This is a genomic window from Glycomyces mayteni, assembly GCF_042428885.1.
Taxonomy (GTDB): domain Bacteria; phylum Actinomycetota; class Actinomycetes; order Mycobacteriales; family Micromonosporaceae; genus Glycomyces; species Glycomyces mayteni.
Map to the genome: position 1 here is coordinate 26625 of NZ_JBHMBP010000002.1, position 23619 is coordinate 50243.

At 71.3% G+C, this 23619-nt stretch carries 17 protein-coding genes; 13 read left to right on the forward strand and 4 right to left on the reverse strand.

What is annotated here, in order from left to right:
* The first annotated feature begins 44 nt into the window (after positions 1-44).
* Complete coding sequence (locus ACFFXY_RS06735) at positions 45-422, forward strand: DUF5130 family protein (protein WP_382350535.1); 378 nt, start codon at positions 45-47, stop codon at positions 420-422.
* 53 nt (positions 423-475) lie between these two features.
* Here ACFFXY_RS06735 and ACFFXY_RS06740 read toward each other — a convergent pair whose 3' ends face one another.
* The gene (locus tag ACFFXY_RS06740) at positions 476-1408 is read right to left on the reverse strand and encodes a hypothetical protein (RefSeq protein WP_382347482.1); all 933 of its coding nucleotides are present in this window, start codon (positions 1406-1408) and stop codon (positions 476-478) included.
* 127 nt (positions 1409-1535) lie between these two features.
* A complete protein-coding gene (gene pepN / locus ACFFXY_RS06745; RefSeq protein WP_382347484.1) occupies positions 1536-4073 on the reverse strand; it encodes an aminopeptidase N in 2538 nt (845 codons plus the stop codon).
* Positions 4074-4177: 104 nt separating this feature from the next.
* Between pepN and ACFFXY_RS06750 the strand changes: the two genes are divergently transcribed.
* From ACFFXY_RS06750 to pyrE, 6 genes are all read left to right on the forward strand, one after another.
* Positions 4178-5383 carry a DUF1015 family protein gene (locus tag ACFFXY_RS06750; protein WP_382347486.1) on the forward strand — a complete coding sequence of 402 codons (1206 nt, stop codon included), beginning with the start codon at positions 4178-4180 and terminating at the stop codon, positions 5381-5383.
* An 11-nt stretch (positions 5384-5394) separates the two neighbouring features.
* The gene (locus ACFFXY_RS06755) at positions 5395-5862 is read left to right on the forward strand and encodes a ribose-5-phosphate isomerase (RefSeq protein ID WP_382347488.1); all 468 of its coding nucleotides are present in this window, start codon (positions 5395-5397) and stop codon (positions 5860-5862) included.
* 123 nt (positions 5863-5985) lie between these two features.
* On the forward strand, positions 5986-6405 hold the full coding sequence (locus ACFFXY_RS06760; protein ID WP_382347490.1) for a hypothetical protein: 420 nt from the start codon (positions 5986-5988) through the stop codon (positions 6403-6405).
* A 120-nt stretch (positions 6406-6525) separates the two neighbouring features.
* Complete coding sequence (locus ACFFXY_RS06765; protein WP_382347493.1) at positions 6526-8160, forward strand: protein kinase domain-containing protein; 1635 nt, start codon at positions 6526-6528, stop codon at positions 8158-8160.
* A 221-nt stretch (positions 8161-8381) separates the two neighbouring features.
* A complete protein-coding gene (locus ACFFXY_RS06770) occupies positions 8382-9260 on the forward strand; it encodes a phytanoyl-CoA dioxygenase family protein (protein WP_382347496.1) in 879 nt (292 codons plus the stop codon).
* Between the two features lie 26 nt (positions 9261-9286).
* Positions 9287-9820 carry an orotate phosphoribosyltransferase gene (gene pyrE / locus ACFFXY_RS06775; protein ID WP_382347498.1) on the forward strand — a complete coding sequence of 178 codons (534 nt, stop codon included), beginning with the start codon at positions 9287-9289 and terminating at the stop codon, positions 9818-9820.
* 54 nt (positions 9821-9874) lie between these two features.
* Here the strand turns inward: pyrE and ACFFXY_RS06780 are convergent, their stop codons facing one another.
* On the reverse strand, positions 9875-11674 hold the full coding sequence (locus ACFFXY_RS06780; RefSeq protein WP_382347500.1) for a Stk1 family PASTA domain-containing Ser/Thr kinase: 1800 nt from the start codon (positions 11672-11674) through the stop codon (positions 9875-9877).
* A 47-nt stretch (positions 11675-11721) separates the two neighbouring features.
* Positions 11722-13938: a HelD family protein gene (locus ACFFXY_RS06785; RefSeq protein WP_382347503.1), complete on the reverse strand. Its 2217-nt coding sequence runs from the start codon at positions 13936-13938 to the stop codon at positions 11722-11724.
* A 262-nt stretch (positions 13939-14200) separates the two neighbouring features.
* Between ACFFXY_RS06785 and ACFFXY_RS06790 the strand changes: the two genes are divergently transcribed.
* The 6 genes from ACFFXY_RS06790 to hrpA all read left to right on the forward strand — a co-directional run bounded on the left by ACFFXY_RS06790 (position 14201) and on the right by hrpA (position 23587).
* Positions 14201-15727, forward strand: coding sequence for a sodium-dependent transporter (locus ACFFXY_RS06790; RefSeq protein ID WP_382347506.1), 1527 nt, complete (start codon positions 14201-14203; stop codon positions 15725-15727).
* Positions 15724-15834 carry a methionine/alanine import family NSS transporter small subunit gene (locus ACFFXY_RS06795; protein WP_382347509.1) on the forward strand — a complete coding sequence of 37 codons (111 nt, stop codon included), beginning with the start codon at positions 15724-15726 and terminating at the stop codon, positions 15832-15834. The genes ACFFXY_RS06790 and ACFFXY_RS06795 overlap by 4 nt, the downstream gene beginning before the upstream one ends.
* A gap of 217 nt (positions 15835-16051) precedes the next feature.
* Positions 16052-16861 (forward strand): lytic polysaccharide monooxygenase auxiliary activity family 9 protein, encoded by an 810-nt coding sequence (locus ACFFXY_RS06800; RefSeq protein ID WP_382347511.1) that lies wholly within the window; start codon positions 16052-16054, stop codon positions 16859-16861.
* 312 nt (positions 16862-17173) lie between these two features.
* Positions 17174-18766, forward strand: a complete 1593-nt coding sequence (locus ACFFXY_RS06805) for an ABC-F family ATP-binding cassette domain-containing protein (RefSeq protein ID WP_382347514.1) — start codon at positions 17174-17176, stop codon at positions 18764-18766.
* A 253-nt stretch (positions 18767-19019) separates the two neighbouring features.
* Positions 19020-19526, forward strand: a complete 507-nt coding sequence (locus tag ACFFXY_RS06810; RefSeq protein ID WP_382347517.1) for a hypothetical protein — start codon at positions 19020-19022, stop codon at positions 19524-19526.
* A gap of 167 nt (positions 19527-19693) precedes the next feature.
* Entirely contained in the window at positions 19694-23587 is a 3894-nt protein-coding gene (gene hrpA, locus ACFFXY_RS06815; RefSeq protein ID WP_382347519.1) for an ATP-dependent RNA helicase HrpA, read from the forward strand.
* Positions 23588-23619: the final 32 nt, after the last annotated feature.

Consider the following 23619-nt stretch of genomic DNA (forward strand, 5'->3'; position numbering starts at 1 on the left):
TCGCCGCGGACGTCGTCGAAGGCGTGGACCTCAGCCCCGAGCTGATGCGCCAGCCGATGCTGGAGGGGCCCTTCGACGTGAAGGAGCTGCTCCACATCGACGAGGCGCTGTCGGTGGCCGAGCGCGACGGAGGCGGCCTGCACTACAGCGTGTACGTCGGCCCGCTGCACGACCCGGTCCGCGGCGCGGCCGAGGAGCTGCACGACCGGCTCGCCGACCCGGACCGGTCCGTGCTCATCGCCGTCTCGCCCGAGCAGCGGCAGCTGGAGATCGTCACCGGCCGCCTCGCGCAGGAGAAGATCCCGGACCGCTCCGCGGCCCTCGTGGTCTTCTCGATGGAGGCCGCGTTCGGCGCGGGCCAGCTCGCCGGGGGCATCGTCACCGGCCTGCGGATGCTCGCCGAGACCGCCCAAGGGCGCTAAGCAAAGCGAACGGCGGCCCGGATGCGATGCATCCGGGCCGCCGTTTCGCGTGTTTACTCTTTGGCGTCCTGCGCGTCGGGCTGCTGGCGCTTGATGAGCTCGTCGGCGTCGGTGAGTTCGAGCTTGGAGACGAACTCGACCCACGAGAGGGTGTCGGCGACGGTCTCGCGGATCGACAGGATCGTCGTCCCGGGGATGCGCATGGTCAACGTGGCGGGCGTGCCGATCCGCTGCTGCGCCAGGACCGCCTCGGTCGGCTGGCCGTTGAGGCCGCGCGCCAGCTCGAAGACCGCGGACTCGTTCTCGCGGGCCTGGGGCACCCATTCCATGTCGCGCTTGAGCATCAGGGCCGCGCCGACGGGCTTGCCGTCGGCCTCGCCGCTGTAGGTGAGGATGATCCGGTTCGCGTCCCCGCGGGCGCCGGCGAGGCTCCAGGCGGCGTCGGCGACGTCCACGAGCTGGCCTTGGAAGCGGCGTACGGAGGTGCGGACCTGCTTGGCCTGGCGGCGGTCGGCGATGGGCTTGGCGATGACGCGGAAGACCACGACGAGCACGACGAGGACGAGCAGCGCGATCCCGGCGGCGGCGAGCTCGTGGAGGCCCGCCTCGACCGTCCAGATGATCGTCATCGGCACGAGGATGCCCGCGGCGAAGCCCAGGAGCGGCTTGAGCCAGAACGGGCCGGAGCCGCCGGGCAGGCGCAGGGGCGCCATGAGGCCGATGACGGCGGCGGCGACGAGCGCGATGCCCGTGAGCTCCGGGGCGGACACGTCGTAGCGGCCGAGCCAGCCGATGGCCCACCAGGACAGGAACACCGAGCCGATGGCGACGGTGGGGATGAGCAGGACCACGGCGAACAGGAGCTGCTGCGGCTGGGGGCGCGTGCGCGAGGCGAGGACGGGCCCGAGGAGCAGGAGCGGCAGGACCACCCCGAACAACGCGACCAGGGTGGCGCTGAGGACGACCACCGGCAAAAGCGCGGACAAGACTGCTCTCTCCATTCATCCCCGGGCGGGCGCCGCGGCCGCGCCGCGACACGGCGAGCTTACCAACGGTGTGAAAAGCGCTCGGGGCTCCGGGGCCGGCCTGGTCCCGGAGCCCCGAGCGGACTCGCTACTGCGCGTCGAGCGCCTGGCCCCTGAGGGCCCGGGCGGTGTCGGCGCGGCCTTCGGCGACGCCGCGGCGGATCGGCGCGGGGCGGTCCTCGGCCAGCCACGCGTCGAGGACCGCGAGGGTCTCCTCGTCGATCAGGCTCGACGGGAACGCGTACTTCGAGTACTCCACGGCCTGCTGGGCGCCCAGCTTCTCCCACAGCTCCGGCACCGCGTCCAGGTACGGCTTGAGGTACGGGCGGACCAGGTCGGCCTGGTCGAGCGTGGAGAACCCGAGCATCGAGGAGCGGCGCACGTAGTTCTCGGTCGACGGGTCGGTGATCCGCTCCCAGGCGCGCTGCTTGGCCTCCGCGGTCGGGACGACGGCGCGGGCGATGAACGACAGGCGCTTGCCGTCCGCGGTCGAGTCCCGGTCCAGCTCGGCGTCGATGGCGTCCTCGCCGAGGGTGCCGGTGGCGACGAGCACCGTCAGCAGGGCCCAGCGCAGGTCCGCGTCCACCGCGAGGCCCTCGGGCACGTCCGCGCCTTCGAGCCATCCGGCGACGCGGGCCAGGTCGGCCTCGGAGCGGGACGCCGACGCGTACGCCTTCGCCCAGGACCGCTGCGGGCCCGAGCCGGGCGCGGCGGCGTCCATGGCGGCCTTCGCGGCCTGCGCCCACTGCTCGCGCAGGTCGGCGCGGTGCTCGGGGGCCGCGTAGGCGAGCGCCCCGGCGACCTGCCGCTGCGCCACCGTGACGATGTTGATGTCGTCCTCGGCCGTCAGGCTCCCGGTGCCCAGCGCCACGAACTGCGTCGCGGTCAGCTCGGCGTCGCGGAGCATGTCCCAGGCCGCGGCCCAGATCAGCGCCCGCGCCAGCGAGTCGGGCAGCGCCGAGGTGTGCGCGACCGCGGTCGCCAGCGACCGCTCGTCCAGGCGCAGCTTCGCGTAGGTGAGGTCGTCGTCGTTGAGCAGCAGCAGGTCCGGCTGCTTCACGCCCGCGAGCGCCGGAATCCCGGTGGCCGCGCCGGTGACGTCCACTTCGATCCGGTCGCGGCGCACGAGCGCGTCCCCGTCGAGGTCGTACAGGCCGATCGCGATCCGGTGCGTGCGGTGCGTGGGGTGCTCCGCGGGGACCTCCTGGAGGACGGTCACGCTCGTGTAGTTCCCGTCCGCGTCCACGGCGACCTCGGGGCGCAGGGTCGAGACCCCGGCCGTGCGCAGCCACGTGTCGGCGAAGTCCTTGAGCTCCTTGCCGCTGGCGGCCTCCAGTTCGCCGAGCAGGTCAGCGAAGACCGCGTTCTTGAACTGGTGCTTCGAGAAGTACGCGCGCAGGCCCGCCAGGAACGGGTCGATGCCGACGTAGGCGACGAGCTGCTTGAGGATCGAGGCGCCCTTGGAGTAGGTGATCCCGTCGAAGTTCGCCTGGATCTCCTCGGTGTCGCCCGCGGCGGTGTACACCGGGTGCGTCGTCGGCTGCTGGTCGGCGCCGTAGCCCCAGTTCTTGCGCGCCGACAGGAACGTCGTCCACGCCCCGTCGAACCGCGTGGCCTCCACGTTCGCCCAGTGGGAGGCCCACTCCGCGAACGACTCGTTCAGCCACAGGTCGTCCCACCAGCGCATCGTGACGAGGTCGCCGAACCACATGTGCGCCATCTCGTGGAGGATGACGTTCGCGCGCTGCTCCAGCTCGAAGTCGGTGACCTGCGAGCGGAACAGGAACGAGGCCTCGGCGATCGTGATGCACCCGAAGTTCTCCATCGCCCCGAAGTTGTACTCGGGCGCGAAGACCTGGTCGTACTTCGGCAGCGGGTACCGCACCCCGAAGTTGGCGTGGAAGTGGTCGAAGCCCTGGCGGGTGACCTCGAAGACCCCCTCGGGGTCCAGGTAGTCCTTCATGGACTGGCGGCAGTACAGGCCCATGTCGATGCCGTCGTGGACCTCGTGGACGCCGTAGTACGGGCCCGCGCAGATCGCGGTGATGTACGGGCTCATCCGCACCGAGGTCTCGAACAGCGTGACCTTGGTCCGGATCGCCTCGATCTCGGTCTCGGACGCGGCCGGCATGTTGGAGATCACGGTCCAGTGCTGCGGGGTGCGCACCTGGAACGTGAAGGACGCCTTCAGGTCCGGCTGGTCGAAGCACGCGTAGACGCGCTGCGCGTCGGCGACCTCGAACTGCGAGTAGAGGTACGTCTCCTTGTCGACCGGGTCGGTCATCCGGTGCAGGCCCTGCCCGTCGGTCGAGTACGCGCAGATCGCGTTCACGATCAGCTCGTTCTCCGCGGCCAGGCCGGTGATCCGCAGGCCCGCCTTCGGGTCGAACCCGGTGATGTCCACCGGCTCCCCGTTCAGGAACGCGTCCTCGATCCGCTCGGCCGCGATCTCGATGAACGTCTCGGCCCCGGGCTCGGTGCACGAGAAGACCACCGCGGTCCGCGAGCCGAAGGTGTCGCCCCGCTCGTGCCCGGTGAGGTCGAGCTCCACGGTGTAGGAGTCGACCGAGAGCAGCGCTGCACGCCGCTCGGCCTCGTCTCTGGTGAGAATGTGCGTCGACGGCACGATGCCTCCAGCGTCTTGGGTTCGGATATGAAAGAAGTGTGTCACATTCCCGGAGTCCGGTCGGCGGCCATGGTGATCGAACCGCGACCGATTACGCTTCTGGCGTGACTGCTGCACACCCGATCGACCTGGCCTGGCTCTCCACTGGAGGCACGGGCGCGAAGAACTACGACGAGTTCCCCGACGAAACCGAGATCACGCGGATCATCGAGGCGAACCCCGCATCCATGCTGGGCGTCGAGATGCCCGCGCACACGCCCGAGGCGGTGGCCGCGGGCCTCGACTTCGCGGCCGCGCTGCCCGCGGCCGCCGAGCGCCTCGCCGCGCTCAAGGACGCGGGGCGCTTCGCGGCCTTCGGCGACGTCGCCGTGGCCTACCGCATCTCCGGCGGCGAGGAACCGACCGCGTACGGCGTGTTCTGCCTGGTCGACACCGCCGAGATCTCGTCCTCCGCCGACGAGCCCGGCAAGGTCATCCGCAACGAGGACGTCTTCATCGAGAAGGTGAAGCAGCGCAACGAGCTCAACCAGCTCCTGCGCCACCTCCTCAGCCCCGTGCTGCTCCTCCAGTCCTCCAGGGGCGACGAGCTGCACGCCGCGATCGAGGCCGCCATCGCGGACGCGGGTGCGCCCGTGGCCGCCGACACCGACGAGTCGGGCCGCGCCCACGAGATCTGGGCGATCGGCGGCGAGGCCGGGGAGGCCTTGACCACGCTGGCCGGGGACGGCGACCTCATCGTCGCCGACGGCAACCACCGCTCGCTCGCCGCGCAGGTCGGCGGCCTGGACCGGTTCCTCGCGGTCGTGACCACCCCGCAGTCGGTCGTCATCCGGCCCTACCACCGCCTCGTGAAGGGCCTGCCGGGCTCGGCGTCGCAGCTGGTCGAGCAGATCGGGCAGATCGGCGCGAGCGTCGTGGAGACCGACGGCCCGCCCGAGACGCCCGCCGAGGGCGGCACGGTCGTCATGTACGGCCAGGGCCGCACCTGGGAGGTGTCCTTCGGCGACCTCGACGGCTCCGTGGTCGACCGGCTCGACCACTCGCGCGTGGAGAACGAGGTGTTCACCGCGCTCCTGGGCTGGGACGCGGGGGACAAGCGCATCACCTACGTCGGCGGCGACTACCCGGCCTCGTGGCTCAAGGAGCAGGTCGACGCGGGCAGGGCGGACCTGGCGATCCTCATCGCGCCGGTGACCGTCCCCGACTTCATCGATGTGAACCTCAAGCGGCTGAAGATGCCGCGCAAGTCCACCTGGTTCGTGCCCAAGGCCCGCGCGGGCCTGGCCATCGCCGAGCTCCCGAAGGGTTAGGGTCTGACATCGTGCGCATCTATCTCGGCTCCGACCACGCGGGCCTCGAACTCAAGGACCACCTGGTCAAGCACCTGTCCGGCCGCGGCTTCGAGGTCGTGGACGTCGGCCCGCACGCCTACGACCCCGAGGACGACTACCCGCCGTTCTGCCTGCACGCGGCCTCGCGGGTGGTGGCCGACCCCGGCAGCCTCGGCATCGTGATCGGCGGCTCCGGCAACGGCGAGCAGATCGCCGCGAACAAGGTCCCCGGCGCCCGCGCGTCCCTGGCCTGGAGCGTCGAGACCGCGAAGCTCGGGCGCCAGCACAACGACGCGAACGTCGTCGCGATCGGCGGGCGCATGCACACGCTGGAAGAGGCCACCGCGTTCGCGGACGCGTTCGTGGACGAGCCCTTCTCGGGCGCCGAGCGCCACCAGCGCCGCATCGACATGCTGACCGCGTGGGAGGCCACGCACGAGCTGCCCGAACTCCCTTAAGGCGCAACGGCTCCGCACGTGAAGGCCCGGACTGGTGTCCGGGCCTTCACGCTCGGCCGAGAACCAGGAGGATTCGGCACATCGCGCCTGGAGTTATTGGACGCGTGTCGGTATCGTCAATCCATGTCCAAGGGTCTTCGCGTTCTCCTCCAGCTCCTCCAGGTCCTCTTCGCCCTGGCCGCGCTCGGAGCCCTCGCCGTCACCGTGCTGATGGCGCAACTCGACTACGACGGGCCGGGCGGCAACGACCGGTTCATCGACACGTGGCTCATCGGCGCCGCGCTCCTCGCCATCGCCTTCTCACCCGCGCTGTGGTCGCTCAACCGCGGTGGCTCGGCCGCCCCCGTGGCCGCGTCCTCCGGCTCCTTCGACCGGGCCGCGCCGGCCCCGGCCGCCCCGCAGCAGCCCGGCAAGCCCGGCGGCGTGTTCGAGCCGATGAACCCCGCGGCCGCCCCGGCCGCGCCCGCCAGCTCCTACGGCCAGCCCTCGGCGGGCTTCGGCTCGCAGCCGCAGGGCGAGAGCCCCTGGGGCCAGGGCCGCTGACGCCCGGTTGCCTCCGAAGCGATGCTGAGATGATGCGAACAACCGGCCCTCCGCGGACCGCGAAGGGTGGATTCCGGGCGTTACGCTATGGGCTCAGCCTGAATCGCGAAGGACCGATCAATGTCGAACGCCACCGTTGACCTCGTCTGCGGCCCGGCCGACCCCCTCCCGGGGTCAGAGCAGAGCTACCGGCTCACCGGCATGCTCGGCTCCGGAGGCCAGGCCGACGTGTACCAGGCCGTGCGCGTGTCGGCGGGCATCTCCTCCGCGCCCCTGACGGTGAAGGTCTTCCGGCCCAACCCGCAGGACACCCGGGAGCACCAGTTCCGCTCTTGGGACAAGGGCGACGCCGTCCTCATGGACCTCCACTCGCGGAACGTCGGCTCGATCTGCCGCCGCATCGACGCGTTCTACGGGCGCGCCCCGCACCCGTCGGGCCGCCCCCCGCAGGGCGACCCGATGCCCTTCCAGGTCCTCGAATACCTCCCCGGCCACGACCTGCGCCAGCTCCTGTCGCAGCGCCTGGGCCGCGTGGACGCCGCGCGCACGCTCCGCTCGGTCGTCGAGGTCATGAACGCCATGCACCACCCGCCGGTCGGCGCGCACCCGGTGCTGCACATGGACCTCAAGCCCGCCAACGTCATCATCGGCCCCGACGGGTCCGCGAAGGTCATCGACTTCACCGGCGCCCGCTACTACACGCCCGCGCACCTGACGACCATCGCGTACACGCGCGAGACCGCCGGGCCCGAGGCCCACCAGGGCACCGTCGGCCCCGCCTACGACGTCCACGGCTTCGGGTCGATCGCGTTCTACCTCGTCACCGGCGCGACCGCGCGCACGGACTCGCCCGGCCAGGAGCAGAGCGTCCCGTGGGCGCGGCTGCGCCGCCACCCCGTGCTGGAGTCGAACCCGCGCCTGCGCGAGCTGCTGACCGCGCCGCTCGACGACGACCCGGAGAACCGGCCCCGCACCGAGGAGCTGCCGCGCTGGATCAACGAGCTCGTCTCGGTCGTGTCCCGCTCGAACCTCCCCGACCTCGGCGTGGACTGGGGCCGCAGCACCGCCATGGCCGACGCCACGCGCCGCCTCGACGCGCCCGGCGGCGCCGACCGGACCCGCCGCATGGACGGGCCCATGGGCGTTCCGCCGACCCAGGTCGTCGGCTCCCCGCCCCCGGCCAGCACCCGCATCATGGACGCCGGGGCCCGCGGCCCCGTGCAGGACAAGCCCGTCGCGGGCCGCGTCCGCGTCCCGGACCAGGGCTCCTACTCGCCGGGACGGTCCGCCGGGCCCGCCGAGAACCGCGGCCCGCTGCCGCGCCTGCGCCTGGCCACCGACCCCGAGGAGCCCAAGGAGAAGGACCTCGCCAAGGAGGAGCGGGCCCCGCTGCTCGGCCCGCCCGGGTCGCTCGCGAAGGGCTTCGAGCTGTCGGTCATCGGCGGCCTGTTCTCGCTCATCATGTGGCTGCTCAAGACCATCTCCACGGGCCTGGAGACCCTCCAGTCCCAGGTCCTGGGCTACCTGCTGGTCCTGGCCGTCGCCATCGGCGTCTTCTTCCTCATCCGCGTCGCGGGGGGCATCCTGTGGGGCCGCTGGCTCCACGCCAAACGCAAGTCCGCGCGGCTCGCGCACCTCGCGGCCGGGATCTTCCTGTTCATGGTCGGGATCGACTACCTCGGCGAACTCAGTTGGACCTGGCTCGACTTCAACTTCGACTGGCTCGACTGGATCACGGACCTCTTCGGACAGTGATAGATCGTCCGAATAGCGATGATTCTTGGGATTTATTCGAGTTCTCATGGAACATCGAGAATTTCTCCAGCGCTCCTGAAGCGATGAGCCCTACCATTTCCGGTAACGAACGCCGCCGAATCCTTGCCTTGTTTTTTCCAGGTTCGGCGGCGCAACCAATGCGGGTGGACGACGCGTCTAGGTGACGACGAAACACCCCCAGAAACCGGAAAGGCATTGAGATGACCGCAGTGACATCGGTCGGTGCCGAAGCGCTGACACCTGAGCAGCGTGAAGCCTTCGATCGCGACGGCTACCTCATGATCCGCGGCGCCCTCGACGCCGACGAGATCAAGCGGTGCTCGGACGCCCTCGACAGGGTCTACGAAGTCGAGCGGGAGGCCGGGCGGCTCAGCCCCGAAGGCGCCATGCACCGCCTCGACGCCGTCACCTCCTGCCCGGAGCTCGCGTTCCTCCTCAACCACCCCCGGACCTTCCACTACGTGTGGTCGATCCTCGGCTGGAACTTCCACGTCTACCACTCCCACGTGGACAAGCACCCGCCCATCGAGGGCAAGCGCCCGTTCCGCTTCGAGTGGCACCAGGACGGCGGCCGCCAGAACCGCGAGACCGAGACCGACCCGCGCCCGCGCCTGTCGGTCAAGCTCGCGTACTTCTTCACCGACCTGTCCGCCGAGGGCCGCGGGAACACCAAGATCATCCCCGGCTCGCACAAGTGGAACTCGATCGACGGCCCGCCGCGCCGCGACATGGAGTGGCCCGACCCCGAAGGCGCCATCGAGGTCACCGGCAACGCCGGGGACGTCATGTTCTTCGACCGCCGCATCTGGCACGCCCGCAGCGACAACTACTCGGACCTGACCCGCAAGGTCGCGTTCTTCGGGTTCACGCCGCGCTGGATCCGCGCCCGCGACATCGTCGAGCACCTCCCGAACGAGCCGTGGTGGAACGACCTCGACCCGGTGCAGCAGCAGCTCCTCGGCGGCCACGCGGCCACCGGCGACCACGGCTGGGGCCACTGGCCGAAGGAGACCCCGCTGTACAACTGGCTCGCCGAGCGTGACCTCCTCGACCCGTCCTACCCGCCGCTGCGCCCGTAGCGGCCCCGGCGTGGCAGTCTGATCCCATGACCCACACCGACCTCGCCCGCGACATCTTCGACCGCTCGCACCTGACCGGCGAGTTCACGCTCCGGTCCGGGGTGGTCGCGAACGAGTACTTCGACAAGTACCTGTTCGAGTCCGACCCGGTCCTGCTGCGGCGCATCGCCGAGGCGCTCGCGCCCCTGGTGCCCGCCGAAGGCGTGGACGCGCTCGCGGGCCTGGAGACCGGGGGCATCCCCATCGCGGTGATGCTGTCGCAGGTCACCGGCATCCCGGCGCTGTTCGTGCGCAAGGAGGCCAAGACCTACGGCACGTGCCGCCTGGCCGAGGGCGGCGAGGTCGAGGGACGGCGGCTGTTCATCGTCGAGGACGTCGTCACCTCCGGCGGCGCGGTCCTGGACGCGGTCGGCGAGCTTCGGGACCGCGGCGCGGTCGTGGAGCAGGGCGTCTGCGTCATCGACCGCGAGTCGGGCGGGCTGAAGAACCTGTCGGACATCGGGATCGACCTGAAGGCCCTGTTCACCATGACGGAGCTCAAGGCCGCCGGGACGGCGTAGATCCAAGCGGAAGGGGCCGGGCGCATCAGCGCCCGGCCCCTTCCGCTGTCCGCGCTACCTGGCCCAGAGCCAGATCTCGGAGCCCTTCGGGTACTCGGTCCCCGCGTCCAGGGACTGCTCGAACACCGTCCCGGTGAACCAGATCTGCGCGGTCTTCACCGTGAACCCGAGCGCTTCGAGCGTGTCCTTCGCGTCCTCGACGTCCATCCCGACCACGTCGGGGACCTCGACGGGCTCGGGACCCGAGCTGACGACCAGGTCCACCGGGTCGTCCGGGCCCGCGGGCGCGTCAGCGCCGGGGGACTGCTCGATGACCGACCCCTCCGGGATCGAGTCGCTGTGCCGCTGCGTGACCGCCCCGGCCGCCAGGCCCTCGGCCTCCAGCGCCGCCGTCGCGTCCTCCTGCGACAGGCCGACCACGTCGGGGACGTTCAGCGGCGGGAACCCGTCCGAGACGTACACCGTCACCGGCGTCCCGGACTTCACCTCCTCGCCCGCGGCCGGGTCGGTGCGCGTCACCGCGTCCTTCTCGACGTCGGTGCTGTACTCGCGCTCCACCGTGACCTCGGCGTCGAACGCCGCGAGCGCCGCCCGCGCGTCCTCCTCGCTCCCGCCCGACAGGTCCGGCACCGAGTACCGCTCCGGCCCCAGCGAGACCACCACGGTGATCACGGCCCCCTGCCGGATGCGGTCGCCCACTTCGGGGTCCTGCGAGACCACGCCTCCCACGGGCACCGACGAGCTGTACCCGTCGACCAGCTCAACGTCGAAGCCCCGCTCCTCGGCGTACGCCTCGACCGAGTCCCGGTCCTGGTCCAGCAGCGAGGGCGTCGAGGTGTACCGGCCGATGCCGATCCACCAGCCCGCCGCCGCGACGGACACGAGCACCGCCGCGATGAGCCCCAGCGTGACCAGGGCCTTCCAGTTCCGCTTCGCCTTCGGGTGGTCCACGACCATCGTCGTCTGGACCGCGCGGGTCGGGCGCGGCACCTGCCCGGTCGAGCCCGGCACGTGCCGCAGGTCCACGGCCTGGAGCCGCCGCAGGAACGCGCCCGCGTCCACCGGCCGCGACCCGGGCCGCCGCGAGGCCGCCGAGACCACCAGCTCCGCGAGGCCCTCGGGCACGTCCGGGGCCTTCAGCCGCGGGGACGGCACGTCCTCCTCGACGTGCCTGCGTGCCACCGCGCCCGAGTCCGGCCCGTCGAACGGGACCTCCCCGGTCAGCAGCTCGTACAGCAGGATCGCCGTCGAGTACACGTCGCTCGCGGTCGTCGCGGGCTTGCCGCCGACCAGCTCCGGTGCGACGTACGCGGCGGTCGCCACCAGCGGCCCGCCGGTGTCGCGGTCCCCGTGGACGGCCTCGGCCAGCCCGAAGTCCACGACCTTGACGCGGTCGCCGCGCCCGCCGTTCTTCAGGAGGATGTTCTCGGGCTTGATGTCCCGGTGCACCAGCCCCGAGTCGTGCGCGGCCTGGAGCCCGTCGAGGAGCTGCGCGCACACCTCCACGGCCTCGTCGATGCGCAGTCGCCGCCGCCGGTTGAGCAGGTCGCGCAGGGTCGTCCCGGGCACGTACTCCATGACCACGTACGGGAGTCCCTCGTGGACCCCCTGGTCGAACACGGCCACGACGTTCGGGTGCGAGAGCCGGGCGATCGTGCGCGCCTCGTGCGTGAACGCCGTCAGGTCGAACCCGCTCGCGCGCCCGGCGGTGATCATCTTCACGGCCACCGTGCGGTCCAGCCGCACGTCCTCGGCCTCGTACACGTCCGCCATGCCGCCCTGGGCGATCAGCCGCTTCAGCCGGTAGCGCCCGTCGACGAGCGCACCGGTCAGGTCCCCGGTCCTCGTTGTCAACCCGCACCTCCTACACCTGGTGACAGTGTATGAGCTTGCGGCTTCCCCTACAGGACCTCTGCGCCGGGGAACACCGGTTTGTCGGGAGACACAACGCCGAGCCGCTTCGTGGCCCTCGTCAACGCCACGTACAGGTTCCGCAACCCCGTGGCCGCGATCGCATCCGGGTCCACGACGATCACCGAGTCGAACTCAAGGCCCTTGGCCTGCTTCACCGTCAGCACCGCCGCGTCGGCGATCCCCGCCAGGCCCGCGGCCCGCTCCGCGGTCGCCACCACCGCGACGCTCCCGTCCCCGACGATCCGCTTCTCGGCCGCGACCTGCTCCTCCACGACCCGGTCCACGTCCTCGCCCGCGACCTCAAGCCACGGCTCGTGCCCCGAGCCCCGCACCGAGCGCGGCCGCGCCGCGTCGACGCCGATCGCCTCCAGGACCCGCACCGCCACGTTCATGATCTCCTTGGGCGTGCGGTACGACACCGTCAGCCGCTCGACCCGCCATTCCAGGTCCCAGTCCCCGAACACCTCGCCCCAGCCGGCCGGCGCGACCGGGCCCGCGGCCTGCGCGAGGTCCCCGGCCACCGTGAACGACCGCGTCACGCACCGGCGCATGAGCGCCCGCCACTCCATCGGCGACAGCTCCTGCGCCTCGTCCACGATCACGTGCCCGAAGATCCACCGCCGGTCCGCCGCCGCCCGCTCCGCAACGGAGATGAACCGCTCGTCGACCTGCCGCTCCCCGAGCCAGAACTCGTCGATGACGTCCGTGGCCTGGAGCAGCTCCGACTCCTCGTCCTCGAAGTCGAACGAGGCCGAACCGGCCGCGATCGTGAGCACGTCCTGCGCGTACGCGATCTGCTCCGCGCTCGGCCCGCTCGCCCGCTGCGCCCGCTCCACGTCGCCCAAGTGCTCGGCGGCCTCGTCGAGCAGCGCCACGTCCGCCTCGCTCCACCCGCCCGGCCGCCGGTGCAGCAGCGCGCGGGCCTCCTTCTTCAAAACCGCCGCCGCCGAGGCGATCCGCTCCGGCGACGCGAACAGGTCCTCCAGCAGCTCCTCGGCCGTCAGCTCGGGCCACAGCTCCTCGATCTGCCCGCGGATCACCGCGTCCGAGGCGATCTCCACCGCGAACTGCGCCCGGTCCGCCAGCCCCAGCAGGTTCTCCCCGCCGAGCGGGTCCTCCCCGATGATGTCCGCGTACTGGGTCGCCAGGTCCGCGATGACCCGCTTGTGGAACGTCTCGCGCGCCTCGTTGTGCGCTAGACCCGTCTCCCGGGCCGCGTCGCGCGCCGACGTGATCTTCTCGGGCCGCAGCCACAGCTCGTGCCCCTCGAAGTCCACCGGCAGCGGCTCGCGCGGCACGACCTGCCGGTCCGCGACCGCGCTGGCGATGACCCCGGCCATGACCGCGCGGCCCTTCACCGCCGCGACGGCGTCGGTCTCCGGCCGGTCGGCGACGATCCCGGGGAACAGCTGCGCGGGCGTGCGCAGCAGCACGTCCGTCTCGGCCAGGCCCGGGAGCACGTCGGAGATGTACCGCAGGAACTGCTTCCCGGGGCCGATGATGAGCACCCCCTGGCGCTTGAGCCGCTCGCGGTGCTCGTACAGCAGGTAGGCGGCCCGGTGGAGCGCGACGGCGGTCTTCCCGGTGCCCGGGGCGCCGTCCACGATCATGACGCCCTCCAAGGGCGCGCGGATGATCCGGTCCTGCTCGGCCTGGATCGTCGCCACGATGTCCTGCATCGCGCCCGTGCGGGCCGCGTCCAGGGCCGCCAGCAGCGCGCCCTCCGACCCGATCGTCGAATCCGAGTCCACGGCCGCGTCGAGGTCCAGGACCTCGTCGTTCACCGACCTGATTCGCCGCCCCTTGGTGTGCAGGTGGCGGCGGCGGCGCACGCCCGCCGGGGACGCCGCGGTCGCCAGGTAGAACCGGCGGCCCGCCTCGCTGCGCCAGTCCACGAGGAGCTGCTCCCCGCCCTCCGCATGGACGCCGATGCGCCCCAGGTACATCGGGGCCTCGGCCGCGTCCACGTAGTCGAGCCGCCCGAAGCACAGGCCCTCCTCGACCGCGTCGAGGAGCGCGATCCGCCGCCGGTACAGCAGCGTCTCCGCGTCGCGCTGCGAGCGCTCCTGGTCGTTCTCCACGTGCCGGCGCCCGGCCTCGCCGAGGCGCTCGGCGGCCTCGTCGCGGAGGCGGTCGACCCGGGCGTACAGCCCGTCCAGGCGGGTCTGCTCGGCTTTGACGGCCGGAGTGATGGCAGCGGACACGGCTCTCCTCGGAGACGGAGCGGACTGATTGGGGGCGCAGACGGTGCGCTGAGGTCGCTCCCCGCCGATGGACGGCTCGCCGACTGCGCCGTGCCGATCGCGGTGGAACCGGTCAACCTTACCGCCGCCGGGGCCCCTCCGTCTCGTTCCGGGACAAGGCCCCTGATCACCCCACAGGCACCGGCCCCGTCCCTGATCCGAGGGTTGGTTACGGTATAGGACGTTTTGAGTGCCCCTTGGCGTGACTGGAGAGATACGGACTATGGCAAGAGAGCAATGGGGGAGCCGGGTCGGGTTCATCCTGGCCGCCGTCGGCTCGGCCCTCGGGCTCGGGAACATCTGGCGCTTCCCCGGCGTCGCGTACGAGAACGGCGGCGGCGCCTTCCTCGTGCCCTACCTCGTGGCGCTGTGCACCGCGGGCATCCCCCTCCTCATCCTGGAGTTCACGATCGGCCGCCGTTACCGCGGCTCCGCCCCGGTCGCCTTCCGCCGCATCCACCGCAACGCCGAGTTCCTCGGCTGGTGGCAGGTCGCCATCGCGATCGTCATCGGCGTCTACTACGCGGTGATCATCTCGTGGGCCGCGTGGTTCACGTGGTTCTCGATCGGGAAGCAGTGGGGGGAGGACCCCGAGCAGTTCCTCATGGCCGAGTTCCTCCAGGCCGGGGACCTGTACGACTTCGGCACCTGGCTCCCGGGCCTCGGCATCGCGCTGGCCCTGGTGTGGGTCGCGACGCTCGCCGTGATCGGCGCGGGCGTCAAGAAGGGCATCGAGGCCACCAGCAAGGTCTTCATCCCGCTCCTGATCGTCCTGTTCGGCGCGCTCGTGGTCCAGTCGCTCACGCTCGACGGCGCGGTCGACGGCCTGAACGCGTTCTTCACCCCCGACTGGGACGCGATCCGCGGTCCGCAGGTGTGGCTCGCGGCCTACGCGCAGATCTTCTTCACGCTGTCGGTGGGCTTCGGCATCATGGTCACCTACGGCTCCTACCTCAAGCGCAAGTCCGACATCACGACCTCGGCGTGGACGGTCGGCATGTCGAACTCGTTCGGCGAGATCCTCGCCGGCATCGCAGTGTTCGCGGTGCTCGGCTTCCTCGCGTTCGAGACCGGCGTGCCGATCGAGGAGCAGACCTACCAGGGCGTGGGCCTGGCGTTCATCGCGTTCCCGGCCATCATCAACACCCTGCCGTACCTGGCGGGGCTGTTCGGTGTGCTGTTCTTCCTCTCGCTGGTCGTCGCCGGGTTCGCCTCGCTCATCAGCGTGGTGGAGGTGCCGGTGGCCGCGGTCGAGGACCGCTTCGGCTGGAGCCGGAGGAAGTCCGTGGCGATCGTGGGCGGCGGCATGGCCGTCGTCTCGGTCGCGCTGTTCCCCACGGTCAACGGGCTCATGCTGCTCGACGTGACCGACCACTTCATCAACAACTACGGCATCGCCGTGGCCGCCCCGGCGAGCATCATCGCCGTGGTCTGGATCCTGTGGAAGTGGAAGGAGCTGCGGGACAACGCGAACGCCACCTCGGTGTTCAAGGTCGGCCCGATCTGGGTCGCCTGCCTCGGCGTCATCACGCCGCTCGCGCTCACCGTGATCCTGTTCCTCAACGTGCGCGACCTGGTGACCGCCGACGCGGCCGAGGAGGGCTACCACCAGTACCAGGCGTTCGGCTGGTCGGTCGCGGGCGGCGCGCTCGCGTTCGCCCTGATCATGTCGCTGCTCCTGCGCCGCAAGGAGACTCCGCCGTTCACGACCGAAGAGGAAGCCCGCGACGTCGAGGAGGCCGCCCGATGAGCGCCAGTGCGATCGCCATGCTCGTGATCTCGATCCTCGTGGTCGGCGGGGGCCTCGTCGCCTCCGTGATCACGCTCATCCGCCACCCGGAGTCCGAAGAGGACTGATCAGCAGTGGATGACGGCCGCGCACGTTCCGTGCGCGGCCGCCGTCGTTCCGTGCAATTGCGCTGCAATCCCCCGAAAAGCCGGAAAAACCGCGGCCGATCCCCTTGTGTGCCTTGCCACAAACTGTTAGGTTACTTTTTAATTCATGTCGTCCCAGCTAGATCGGGTTACGACATTGAAGAGAATCGCTGAACCCAACCCCCGATAGGAGACGACGATGCGCAAGTCGCGCAAGATCATCCTGTCCATCGCCGGAGCCGCGACCCTCGCGGTGTCGGTCTCAATGGCGGCCCTCGCATGGGGCCACGGCTACACCTCCGACCCGCCCTCCCGCTCGGCGCTGTGCGCCAGCGGCGAGGTCACCAACTGCGGGAACATCCAGTACGAACCCCAGAGCGTCGAGGGCCCCAAGGGCTTCCCGGCGGCCGGCCCCGCGGACGGCTCGATCTGCTCCGGCGGGAACGGCCAGTTCTCGCAGCTCGACGACCCGCGCGGCGGCAACTGGCCCACCACCTCGGTGAGCGCCGGTCCCAGGACCTTCACGTGGACCATGACCGCGCGCCACTCCACCGCCACGTTCGACTACTACATCACCAACGCGAACTACGACCCGGCGCAGCCGCTCACCCGCGCGGACCTCGGGCTCACCCCGATCGCCTCGTTCAACATGGGCGGGGCCCAACCCGACCACACCATGACGCAGACCGTGACGCTCCCGTCCCGCACCGGCCAGCACCTGGTCCTCGCGGTCTGGAACATCGCGGACACCGCGAACGCCTTCTACTCGTGCATCGACGTCGACTTCGGGGGCGGCGGATCGGGCGACCCGTCCGACCCGCCGACCACGACCGACCCCGGCACCGGGGACGGCTGCGACGCCCCCGCATGGGCCTCCGGCTCGGTGTACAACGGCGGCGCCGAGGTGACCCACAACGGGACTGCCTACCGCGCCTCCTGGTGGACGCAGGGCGAGGAGCCCGGCACCACCGGCGAATGGGGCGTCTGGAGGCAGACCGCCACCTGTTAGCCGACGAGCCGACCTCCGCACAAGGCCACGGGCCCGTCCGACCCGCCCCCCGGTGTCGAGCGGGCCCGTGGCGCGCGTCTCCCTTGACACGCAGGGGAGGCGCGGATACGGTTGTCCGGTCCTTGTTCCCGACGTTAGGCACCCACTTGAAGCTCTAGGTCGTAGACATCGCGCCGCCACGTCTCTGCGCACGTGCACGGTGTGTCTTCGATCGAGAGGGTGCCCTATTTCCGGGGACAGTCCTTTTCCGCCGTTCAGGCGCGATGTCTCTCATGTGATCCCGTTCCACAACTCACCTGAGAGAGGTCCTCCATGGCCAACACCTATATCAACGTCCAGCAGCTGCGCTTCGCCTGGCCGGACGGCGGCCGCGTCTTCGACGGCGTCGACGTCGTGTTCTCCGACGGGCGCACCGCGCTCGTCGGCGACAACGGGACCGGCAAGTCCACGCTCATACGCCTGGTCGCCGGGCTCCTCAAGCAGGAGTCCGGGTCGATCACCGCGTCGGGCCTCATCGAGTACCTGCCGCAGGAACTGCCATTGCGCCTGGGCGACACCGTTGCCGACCTGCTCGGCATCGCCGAGAAGCGCCGCGCGCTCCTGGCGATCGAGGCGGGCGACGCGGGGGACGAGCACTTCGCCGCGATCGGCGACGACTGGGACTTCCTCGACCGCTCGCGGGTCGCGCTCGACGAGCTCGGCCTCGACCACGTCGGGTTCGAGCGGACCGTCGCGACCCTGTCCGGCGGGGAGTCGATGCTCGTGGGCCTGGCCGGGCGGCTCGTGCGCCGCCCCGACGTGCTCCTGCTCGACGAGCCGTCGAACAACCTCGACGCCTCCGCGAGGCACCGCCTGTACCAGGCGATCCGCCGCTTCAACGGCACGCTCGTGGTCGTCAGCCACGACCGGGCCCTCCTGGAGCACGTGGACGCCGTCGCCGAGCTCTACAAGGGGCGCATCCGCGTCTTCGACGGCAACTACAGCGCCTACGAGGCCGTGGTGGCCGCCGAGCAGGAGGCCGCGGCCCGCGCCGTGCGCGACGCCAAGCAGGACTTGACGAGGCAGCGCAAGGAGCTGGTCGCGACCCGCGTCCAGAACGACAAGGGCGCCTCGGCGTGGAAGCGCGAGCGCGACCGCGGCGGCACGCCGAAGATCCTCCTCAACGGCAAGAAGAACGCCGGGGAGGTCTCGTCGGCGAAGATCCTGCTCGCCAAGCAGGAGGACGTCGCCGAGGCCCGCGAGCGCCTCGACGCCGCCGAGGAGGCCGTGCGCGACGAGGGCGGCATCAGCGTCGACCTGCCCGAGACGAACGTGTCCTCGCACCGCGAGATCGCGCTCGTGGAGGGCCTCAAGGTCGGCGAGATCTACGGCGAGGGCGTGGGCCTGCACCTGCGCGGGCCCGAGCGGGTCGCCGTGACCGGCGACAACGGCTCGGGCAAGACCACGCTGCTGCGGGCCCTCGCCGAGGCCGCGCGGGTCCCGCACGGGTTCCTCACGCAGCGACTGGAACTGCTCGACGAGGAGGCGACGGTGCTCGACAACGTGCGCTCCGCCGCGCCCGAGGCCCCGCAGGCGCTCCTGCGGACCCGCCTGGCGCGCTTCGGGATGCGCGGCGACGCCGTGTTCCAGAAGGTCGGCACGCTCTCGGGCGGCCAGCGGCTGCGCGCGGCCCTGGCGACGGTGCTGTCCGCGCAGCCCGCGCCGCAACTGCTGCTGCTTGACGAGCCGACGAACAACCTCGACATGTCCTCGACCCGCCAGCTCCAGCAGGCGCTCACCGCGTTCCAGGGCGCGCTGGTCGTGGTCAGCCACGACGAGGCGTTCCTCGACGGGATCGGCCTGACCCGCCGGGTCGGCCTGGTGCGCGGCGAGGGGATCGCCGAGGACGTGCCCGTCGCGGCCTAGGGCCTCGCCGCGTTGTCGGGGCCCGCGAATACCGGTGTCGTATTCGCGGGCCCTCCGCCTTGCGGGCGAACGAACGGACCCGGCTCCCGTTTCGCCCTGATTCACCGGACGGGCCCTAGGGCCCGGGCGCCGGCCGCGGCCGGTCATCCGGCCGGGTCCTGGGCGGTCCGGGCGGCCCGACACGGCCCCGGAATCCCGGCCGCGGCCCCCGGTCGGCCCGATACTGGTCGGGCCGACCGAAGAAGGAGCGCCCATGCCGTCCCGCGCCGCCACCGCCCTGACCGCCCTGCTCGCCGCCGCGGCCCTGTCGGGCTGCGGGGGCGCCGAGGACGTCGCCGACGCCCCGGGCGGCACCTGGTCCGCCGCCCTCGAACCGACCGCCGCCTGGGCCGGCCTCGACCCGCAGGCGACCGGCACCGCCGACGTCAGCTCCACGGGCAGCACCTCGGTCCACCTGGCGGTCGCGGGCCTGCGCCCCGACACCGCGTACATGGCGCACGTCCACGACGCGGCGTGCGACGAGGACCCGCCCGGCGGCGGCCACTGGCTCGCCGACCCCGACGGCGAGGACGCGACCGGGAACATCATCGAGCTGTCGTTCACGACCGACGGGACCGGCACGGCCGCGGCCACCGAATCCACCGACCTGGTCCCCGACGACCGCGCGAAGAGCATCGTCGTCCACGCCCCCGACGACCTCGCCGCCGACGAGGGCGCCGACTCCAACCGCGTCCTGTGCGGGGACCTCAAGGCCGAGTGAGGGCCGCTCGCGTGCACGGCGCCGTCGGACCCCGCGGGCAGGATTGGAACCGGGGGGTCCCCGGGTGTCCGATTTGCCGGGACGCGCCCGAACCGGGCCGCCGGTGCCACACGCGCGGTTAATGCATGGCGCGCACCCGCGCCGCCCAAGTATCCTTGCCTATCGTCATGCCCAGCAGCGTCCCGAAATCCCGTCCCAGCCTGCACGAGCGCGTCTCCGCGCTGCGCACGGCCGATCAGCGCGCCCTCCGGCGGCGACTGAGGGAGGCCCGCGACCTCGACGGGCAGGCCCGCACCGACGCGTTCGCGCGCTTCGAAGCCGACGTCGAGTCCAAGGAGGCCGCGCTGGCGGCCCGCGCGGCCGGCGTCCCGAAGATCGTCTACCCCGAAGAGCTGCCCGTCTCGCAGCGCAAGGACGACATCCTCGAAGCGATCCGCGACCACCAGGTCGTCATCATCGCGGGCGAGACCGGCTCGGGCAAGACCACGCAGATCCCGAAGATCTGCCTCGAACTCGGCCGCGGCGTGCGCGGCATGATCGGCCACACGCAGCCGCGCCGCATCGCGGCCCGCGCGGTCGCCGAGCGCATCGCCGAGGAGCTGCGGTCCCCGCTCGGGGAGGCCGTCGGCTGGAAGGTCCGCTTCACCGACCAGGTCTCGGACTCCAGCTACGTCAAGCTCATGACCGACGGCATCCTGCTCACCGAGATCCAACACGACCGGCTCCTGAGCGCCTACGACACGATCATCATCGACGAGGCCCACGAGCGCAGCCTCAACATCGACTTCATCCTCGGCTGCCTCAAGCAGATCCTCCCCAAGCGCCCGGACCTCAAGGTCATCGTCACCTCCGCGACCATCGACCCTGAGCGCTTCGCGAAGCACTTCGGGACCGAGGCGAAGCCCGCGCCGATCCTGGAGGTCTCCGGCCGCACCTACCCCGTGGAGGTCCGGTACCGGCCCCTGCGCGACGAGGAGGGCAACGAGGACCGCGACCAGATCGACGGCATCCTGGACGCCGTCAACGAGCTCGGCCGCGTCGGGGACGGCGACATCCTGGTGTTCCTCTCCGGCGAGCAGGAGATCCGCGACACCGCCGACGCCCTGGAGCGGGCCAAGCTCCGGCACACCGAGGTCGTCCCGCTGTACGCGCGCCTCTCCGCCGAGGAGCAGCACCGGGTCTTCCGGTCCCACACCGGCCGCCGGATCATCCTGTCCACCAACGTCGCCGAGACCTCCCTGACCGTGCCGGGCATCCGGTACGTCGTGGACGCCGGGTACGCGCGCATCTCCCGCTACTCGGCCCGCACGAAGGTCCAGCGCCTCCCCATCGAGCCGATCAGCCAGGCCAGCGCCAACCAGCGCGCCGGGCGCTGCGGCCGCGTCGCCGAGGGCGTGTGCATCCGCCTCTACTCCGAAGAGGACTTCAACGCGCGCCCGGAGTTCACGGACGCGGAGATCCTGCGCACCAACCTCGCGTCCGTCATCCTCCAGATGACCGCGGCGAAGCTCGGCCGCGTCGAGACGTTCCCGTTCGTCGACGCCCCCGACTCGCGGAACATCAAGGACGGCATGGACCTCCTCGTGGAGCTCGGGGCCCTTGAGGACGTGCGCGCGGGGGAGCGGCGCCTGACGAAGGCCGGGCGCGACATCGCGCGCCTGCCGATCGACCCGCGCCTGGCGCGGATGATCCTCCAGGCCCGCGAGGAGGGCTGCGTCCGGTCCGTCGCGGTCATCACCGCCGCGATGTCCATCCAGGACCCGAAGGAGCGCCCGGCCGACAAGCGGGCGCAGGCCGACCAGTCGCACGCCCGGTTCAACGACCCGGACTCGGACTTCTCGGCGTTCCTCAACCTGTGGCGGTACCTGGAGGACGAGCGCAGCACCCGGTCGTCGAGCTCGTTCCGCCGCATGTGCAAGCAGGAGTACCTGCACTACCTGCGCATCCGCGAGTGGCAGGACCTCGTGCGACAGATCCTCGGCGTCCTCAAGAGCCTGAAGATCCCGGTCGAGGGGCCCGAGGTGACCGCCGACCCCAAGCGCGTCCACACCGCGCTCCTGGCCGGGCTCCTGTCGCACATCGGCGTCAAGGAGGCCGACACCCGCGAGTACCTCGGCGGGCGCAACGCGAAGTTCGCGATCTTCCCCGGCTCGGGCCTGGCGAAGAAGCAGCCGCGCTGGGTCGTCGCCGGGGAGCTGGTCGAGACCAGCCGCCTGTGGGGCCGCGTGTGCGCGAAGATCGAGCCCGAGTGGGTCGAGCCGATCGCGCAGCACCTGGTCAAGCGCACCTACTCCGAGCCGCACTGGTCCAAGCGCTCCGGCGCGGTCATGGCCTTCGAGCGGGTCACCCTCTACGGCGTCCCGATCGTGGCCCGCCGCAAGGTCAACTTCGGGCGGATCGACCCCGAGACGAGCCGCGAGCTGTTCATCCGGCACGCGCTCGTCCAGGGCGAGTGGGAGACCCACCACAAGTTCCTGGCGCGCAACCTCGCGAAGATCACCGAGGTCGAGGAGTTGGAGAGCCGGGTCCGGCAGCGGGGCCTCCTCGCCGACGAGCAGACCCTCTTCGACTTCTACGACGAGCGCGTCCCCGCCGACGTCGTCTCCGGCCGCCACTTCGACACGTGGTGGAAGAAGCAGCAGGACAAGTCGGTCCTCGACTTCGACGAGGCGCTGCTCCTGGGCGACCGCGCCGAGGCCGTCGCCGCCGACTCCTACCCCGAGACGTGGACCTCCGAGGGCGCCGACCTCGAACTGGACTACGAGTTCGAGCCCGGCTCGGCCCGCGACGGCGTCACCGTCGCCGTCCCGCTCCCGGCGCTCCAGCAGCTCGACCAGGACGCGTTCACCTGGCAGGTCCCGGGCCTGCGCACCGAGTTCGCCGAGGCGCTCATCAAGAGCCTCCCCAAGACCCTGCGCCGCAGCTTCGTCCCGGCCCCCGACTTCGCCCGCGCCGCCGTCGCCCGCATGGCCCCGGCCCCCGGCCGCCCCATGACCGCCTCGCTCGCCGACACCCTCAAGTCGATGACGAACGTCCACGTCCCCGAGGACGCCTTCGACCTGACGAAGGTCCCCGGGCACCTGCTCATGACATTCCAGGTCAAGGACGAGGAGGGCGCGGTCCTCGCCGAGGGCAAGGAGCTCGGCGCACTCCAGAAGCAGCTCGCCCCCAAGACCCAGGAGGCCGCAGCCGAGGCCTTCGACCTCGAACGCACCGGCCTGAAGACCTGGGACTTCGAGGCGCTCCCGAAGCTCCACGAGACCCCCCGCAAGGGCTACACCGCGAAGGCGTACCCCGCGCTCACCGACGAGGGCGCCACGGTCGGCATCAAGGCGTTCCCCGACCCGGCCTCGCAGGCCGCGAACATGTGGGCCGGGACCCGCCGCCTCCTGCGACTCAACTGCCCCGACCCGCGCCTGAAAGAGGTGCTCACCCAGGGCGAGCAGCTCGCGCTCGCGACCGGCCCGTACGCGACCGTCGACGCGCTCCTGGCCGACTGCGTGCGCACCGTCCTCGACAAGGTCCTCATCGAAGGCGGCGGACCCGCCTGGGACAGGGCCGGGTTCGAGGCGCTCCTCAAACGGGCCCGCCCCGAGGTCGCGGGGGAGTCCCCGGCCGTGGCCCGCAAGGCCGCCGCGGTCCTCACCGAGACCCGCACGGCCGCGCGCCTCCTCGAAGGCAAGTTCGACTTCACCATGCTCGCCGCGATGAGCGACATGCGCCGCCAGCTCGAAGGGCTCACCGGCGCCGACGGGTTCGTCGGCGCGACCGGCTGGTGGCGCCTGGACGACCTCCTGCGGTACGTCAAGGGCATCGCCTACCGCGCCAAGCGCGTCGTCGCCGACGTCAACGGCGACAAGGGGAAGATGGACGTCATCCACTCCCTCGAAGCCGAACGCGACTCCCTCGCCCGCACCCGCCCGGCCGCCCTGCGCACCGGCGAGGGCCGCGAGGTCCGCTGGATGCTCGAAGAACTCCGCATCTCCTTCTTCGCCCAGCAGCTCGGCACCCGCTACCAGATCTCCGAGAAGCGCGTCAGGAAACTCCTCCAGTCGCTGTAATAGGCCAGCACACGGCCGCGATTCCTGGAATT

Excerpts from the sequence above, each read along its gene's own strand:
- ACFFXY_RS06735 (WP_382350535.1), top strand. The coding sequence starts at position 45 with ATGCGCCAGCCGATGCTGGAGGGGCCCTTCGACGTGAAGGAGCTGCTC.
- ACFFXY_RS06760 (WP_382347490.1), top strand. The coding sequence starts at position 5,986 with ATGTCCAAGGGTCTTCGCGTTCTCCTCCAGCTCCTCCAGGTCCTCTTC.
- ACFFXY_RS06765 (WP_382347493.1), top strand. The coding sequence starts at position 6,526 with ATGTCGAACGCCACCGTTGACCTCGTCTGCGGCCCGGCCGACCCCCTC.
- ACFFXY_RS06770 (WP_382347496.1), top strand. The coding sequence starts at position 8,382 with ATGACCGCAGTGACATCGGTCGGTGCCGAAGCGCTGACACCTGAGCAG.
- pyrE (WP_382347498.1), top strand. The coding sequence starts at position 9,287 with ATGACCCACACCGACCTCGCCCGCGACATCTTCGACCGCTCGCACCTG.
- ACFFXY_RS06790 (WP_382347506.1), top strand. The coding sequence starts at position 14,201 with ATGGCAAGAGAGCAATGGGGGAGCCGGGTCGGGTTCATCCTGGCCGCC.
- ACFFXY_RS06795 (WP_382347509.1), top strand. The coding sequence starts at position 15,724 with ATGAGCGCCAGTGCGATCGCCATGCTCGTGATCTCGATCCTCGTGGTC.
- ACFFXY_RS06800 (WP_382347511.1), top strand. The coding sequence starts at position 16,052 with ATGCGCAAGTCGCGCAAGATCATCCTGTCCATCGCCGGAGCCGCGACC.
- ACFFXY_RS06805 (WP_382347514.1), top strand. The coding sequence starts at position 17,174 with ATGGCCAACACCTATATCAACGTCCAGCAGCTGCGCTTCGCCTGGCCG.
- ACFFXY_RS06810 (WP_382347517.1), top strand. The coding sequence starts at position 19,020 with ATGCCGTCCCGCGCCGCCACCGCCCTGACCGCCCTGCTCGCCGCCGCG.
- hrpA (WP_382347519.1), top strand. The coding sequence starts at position 19,694 with ATGCCCAGCAGCGTCCCGAAATCCCGTCCCAGCCTGCACGAGCGCGTC.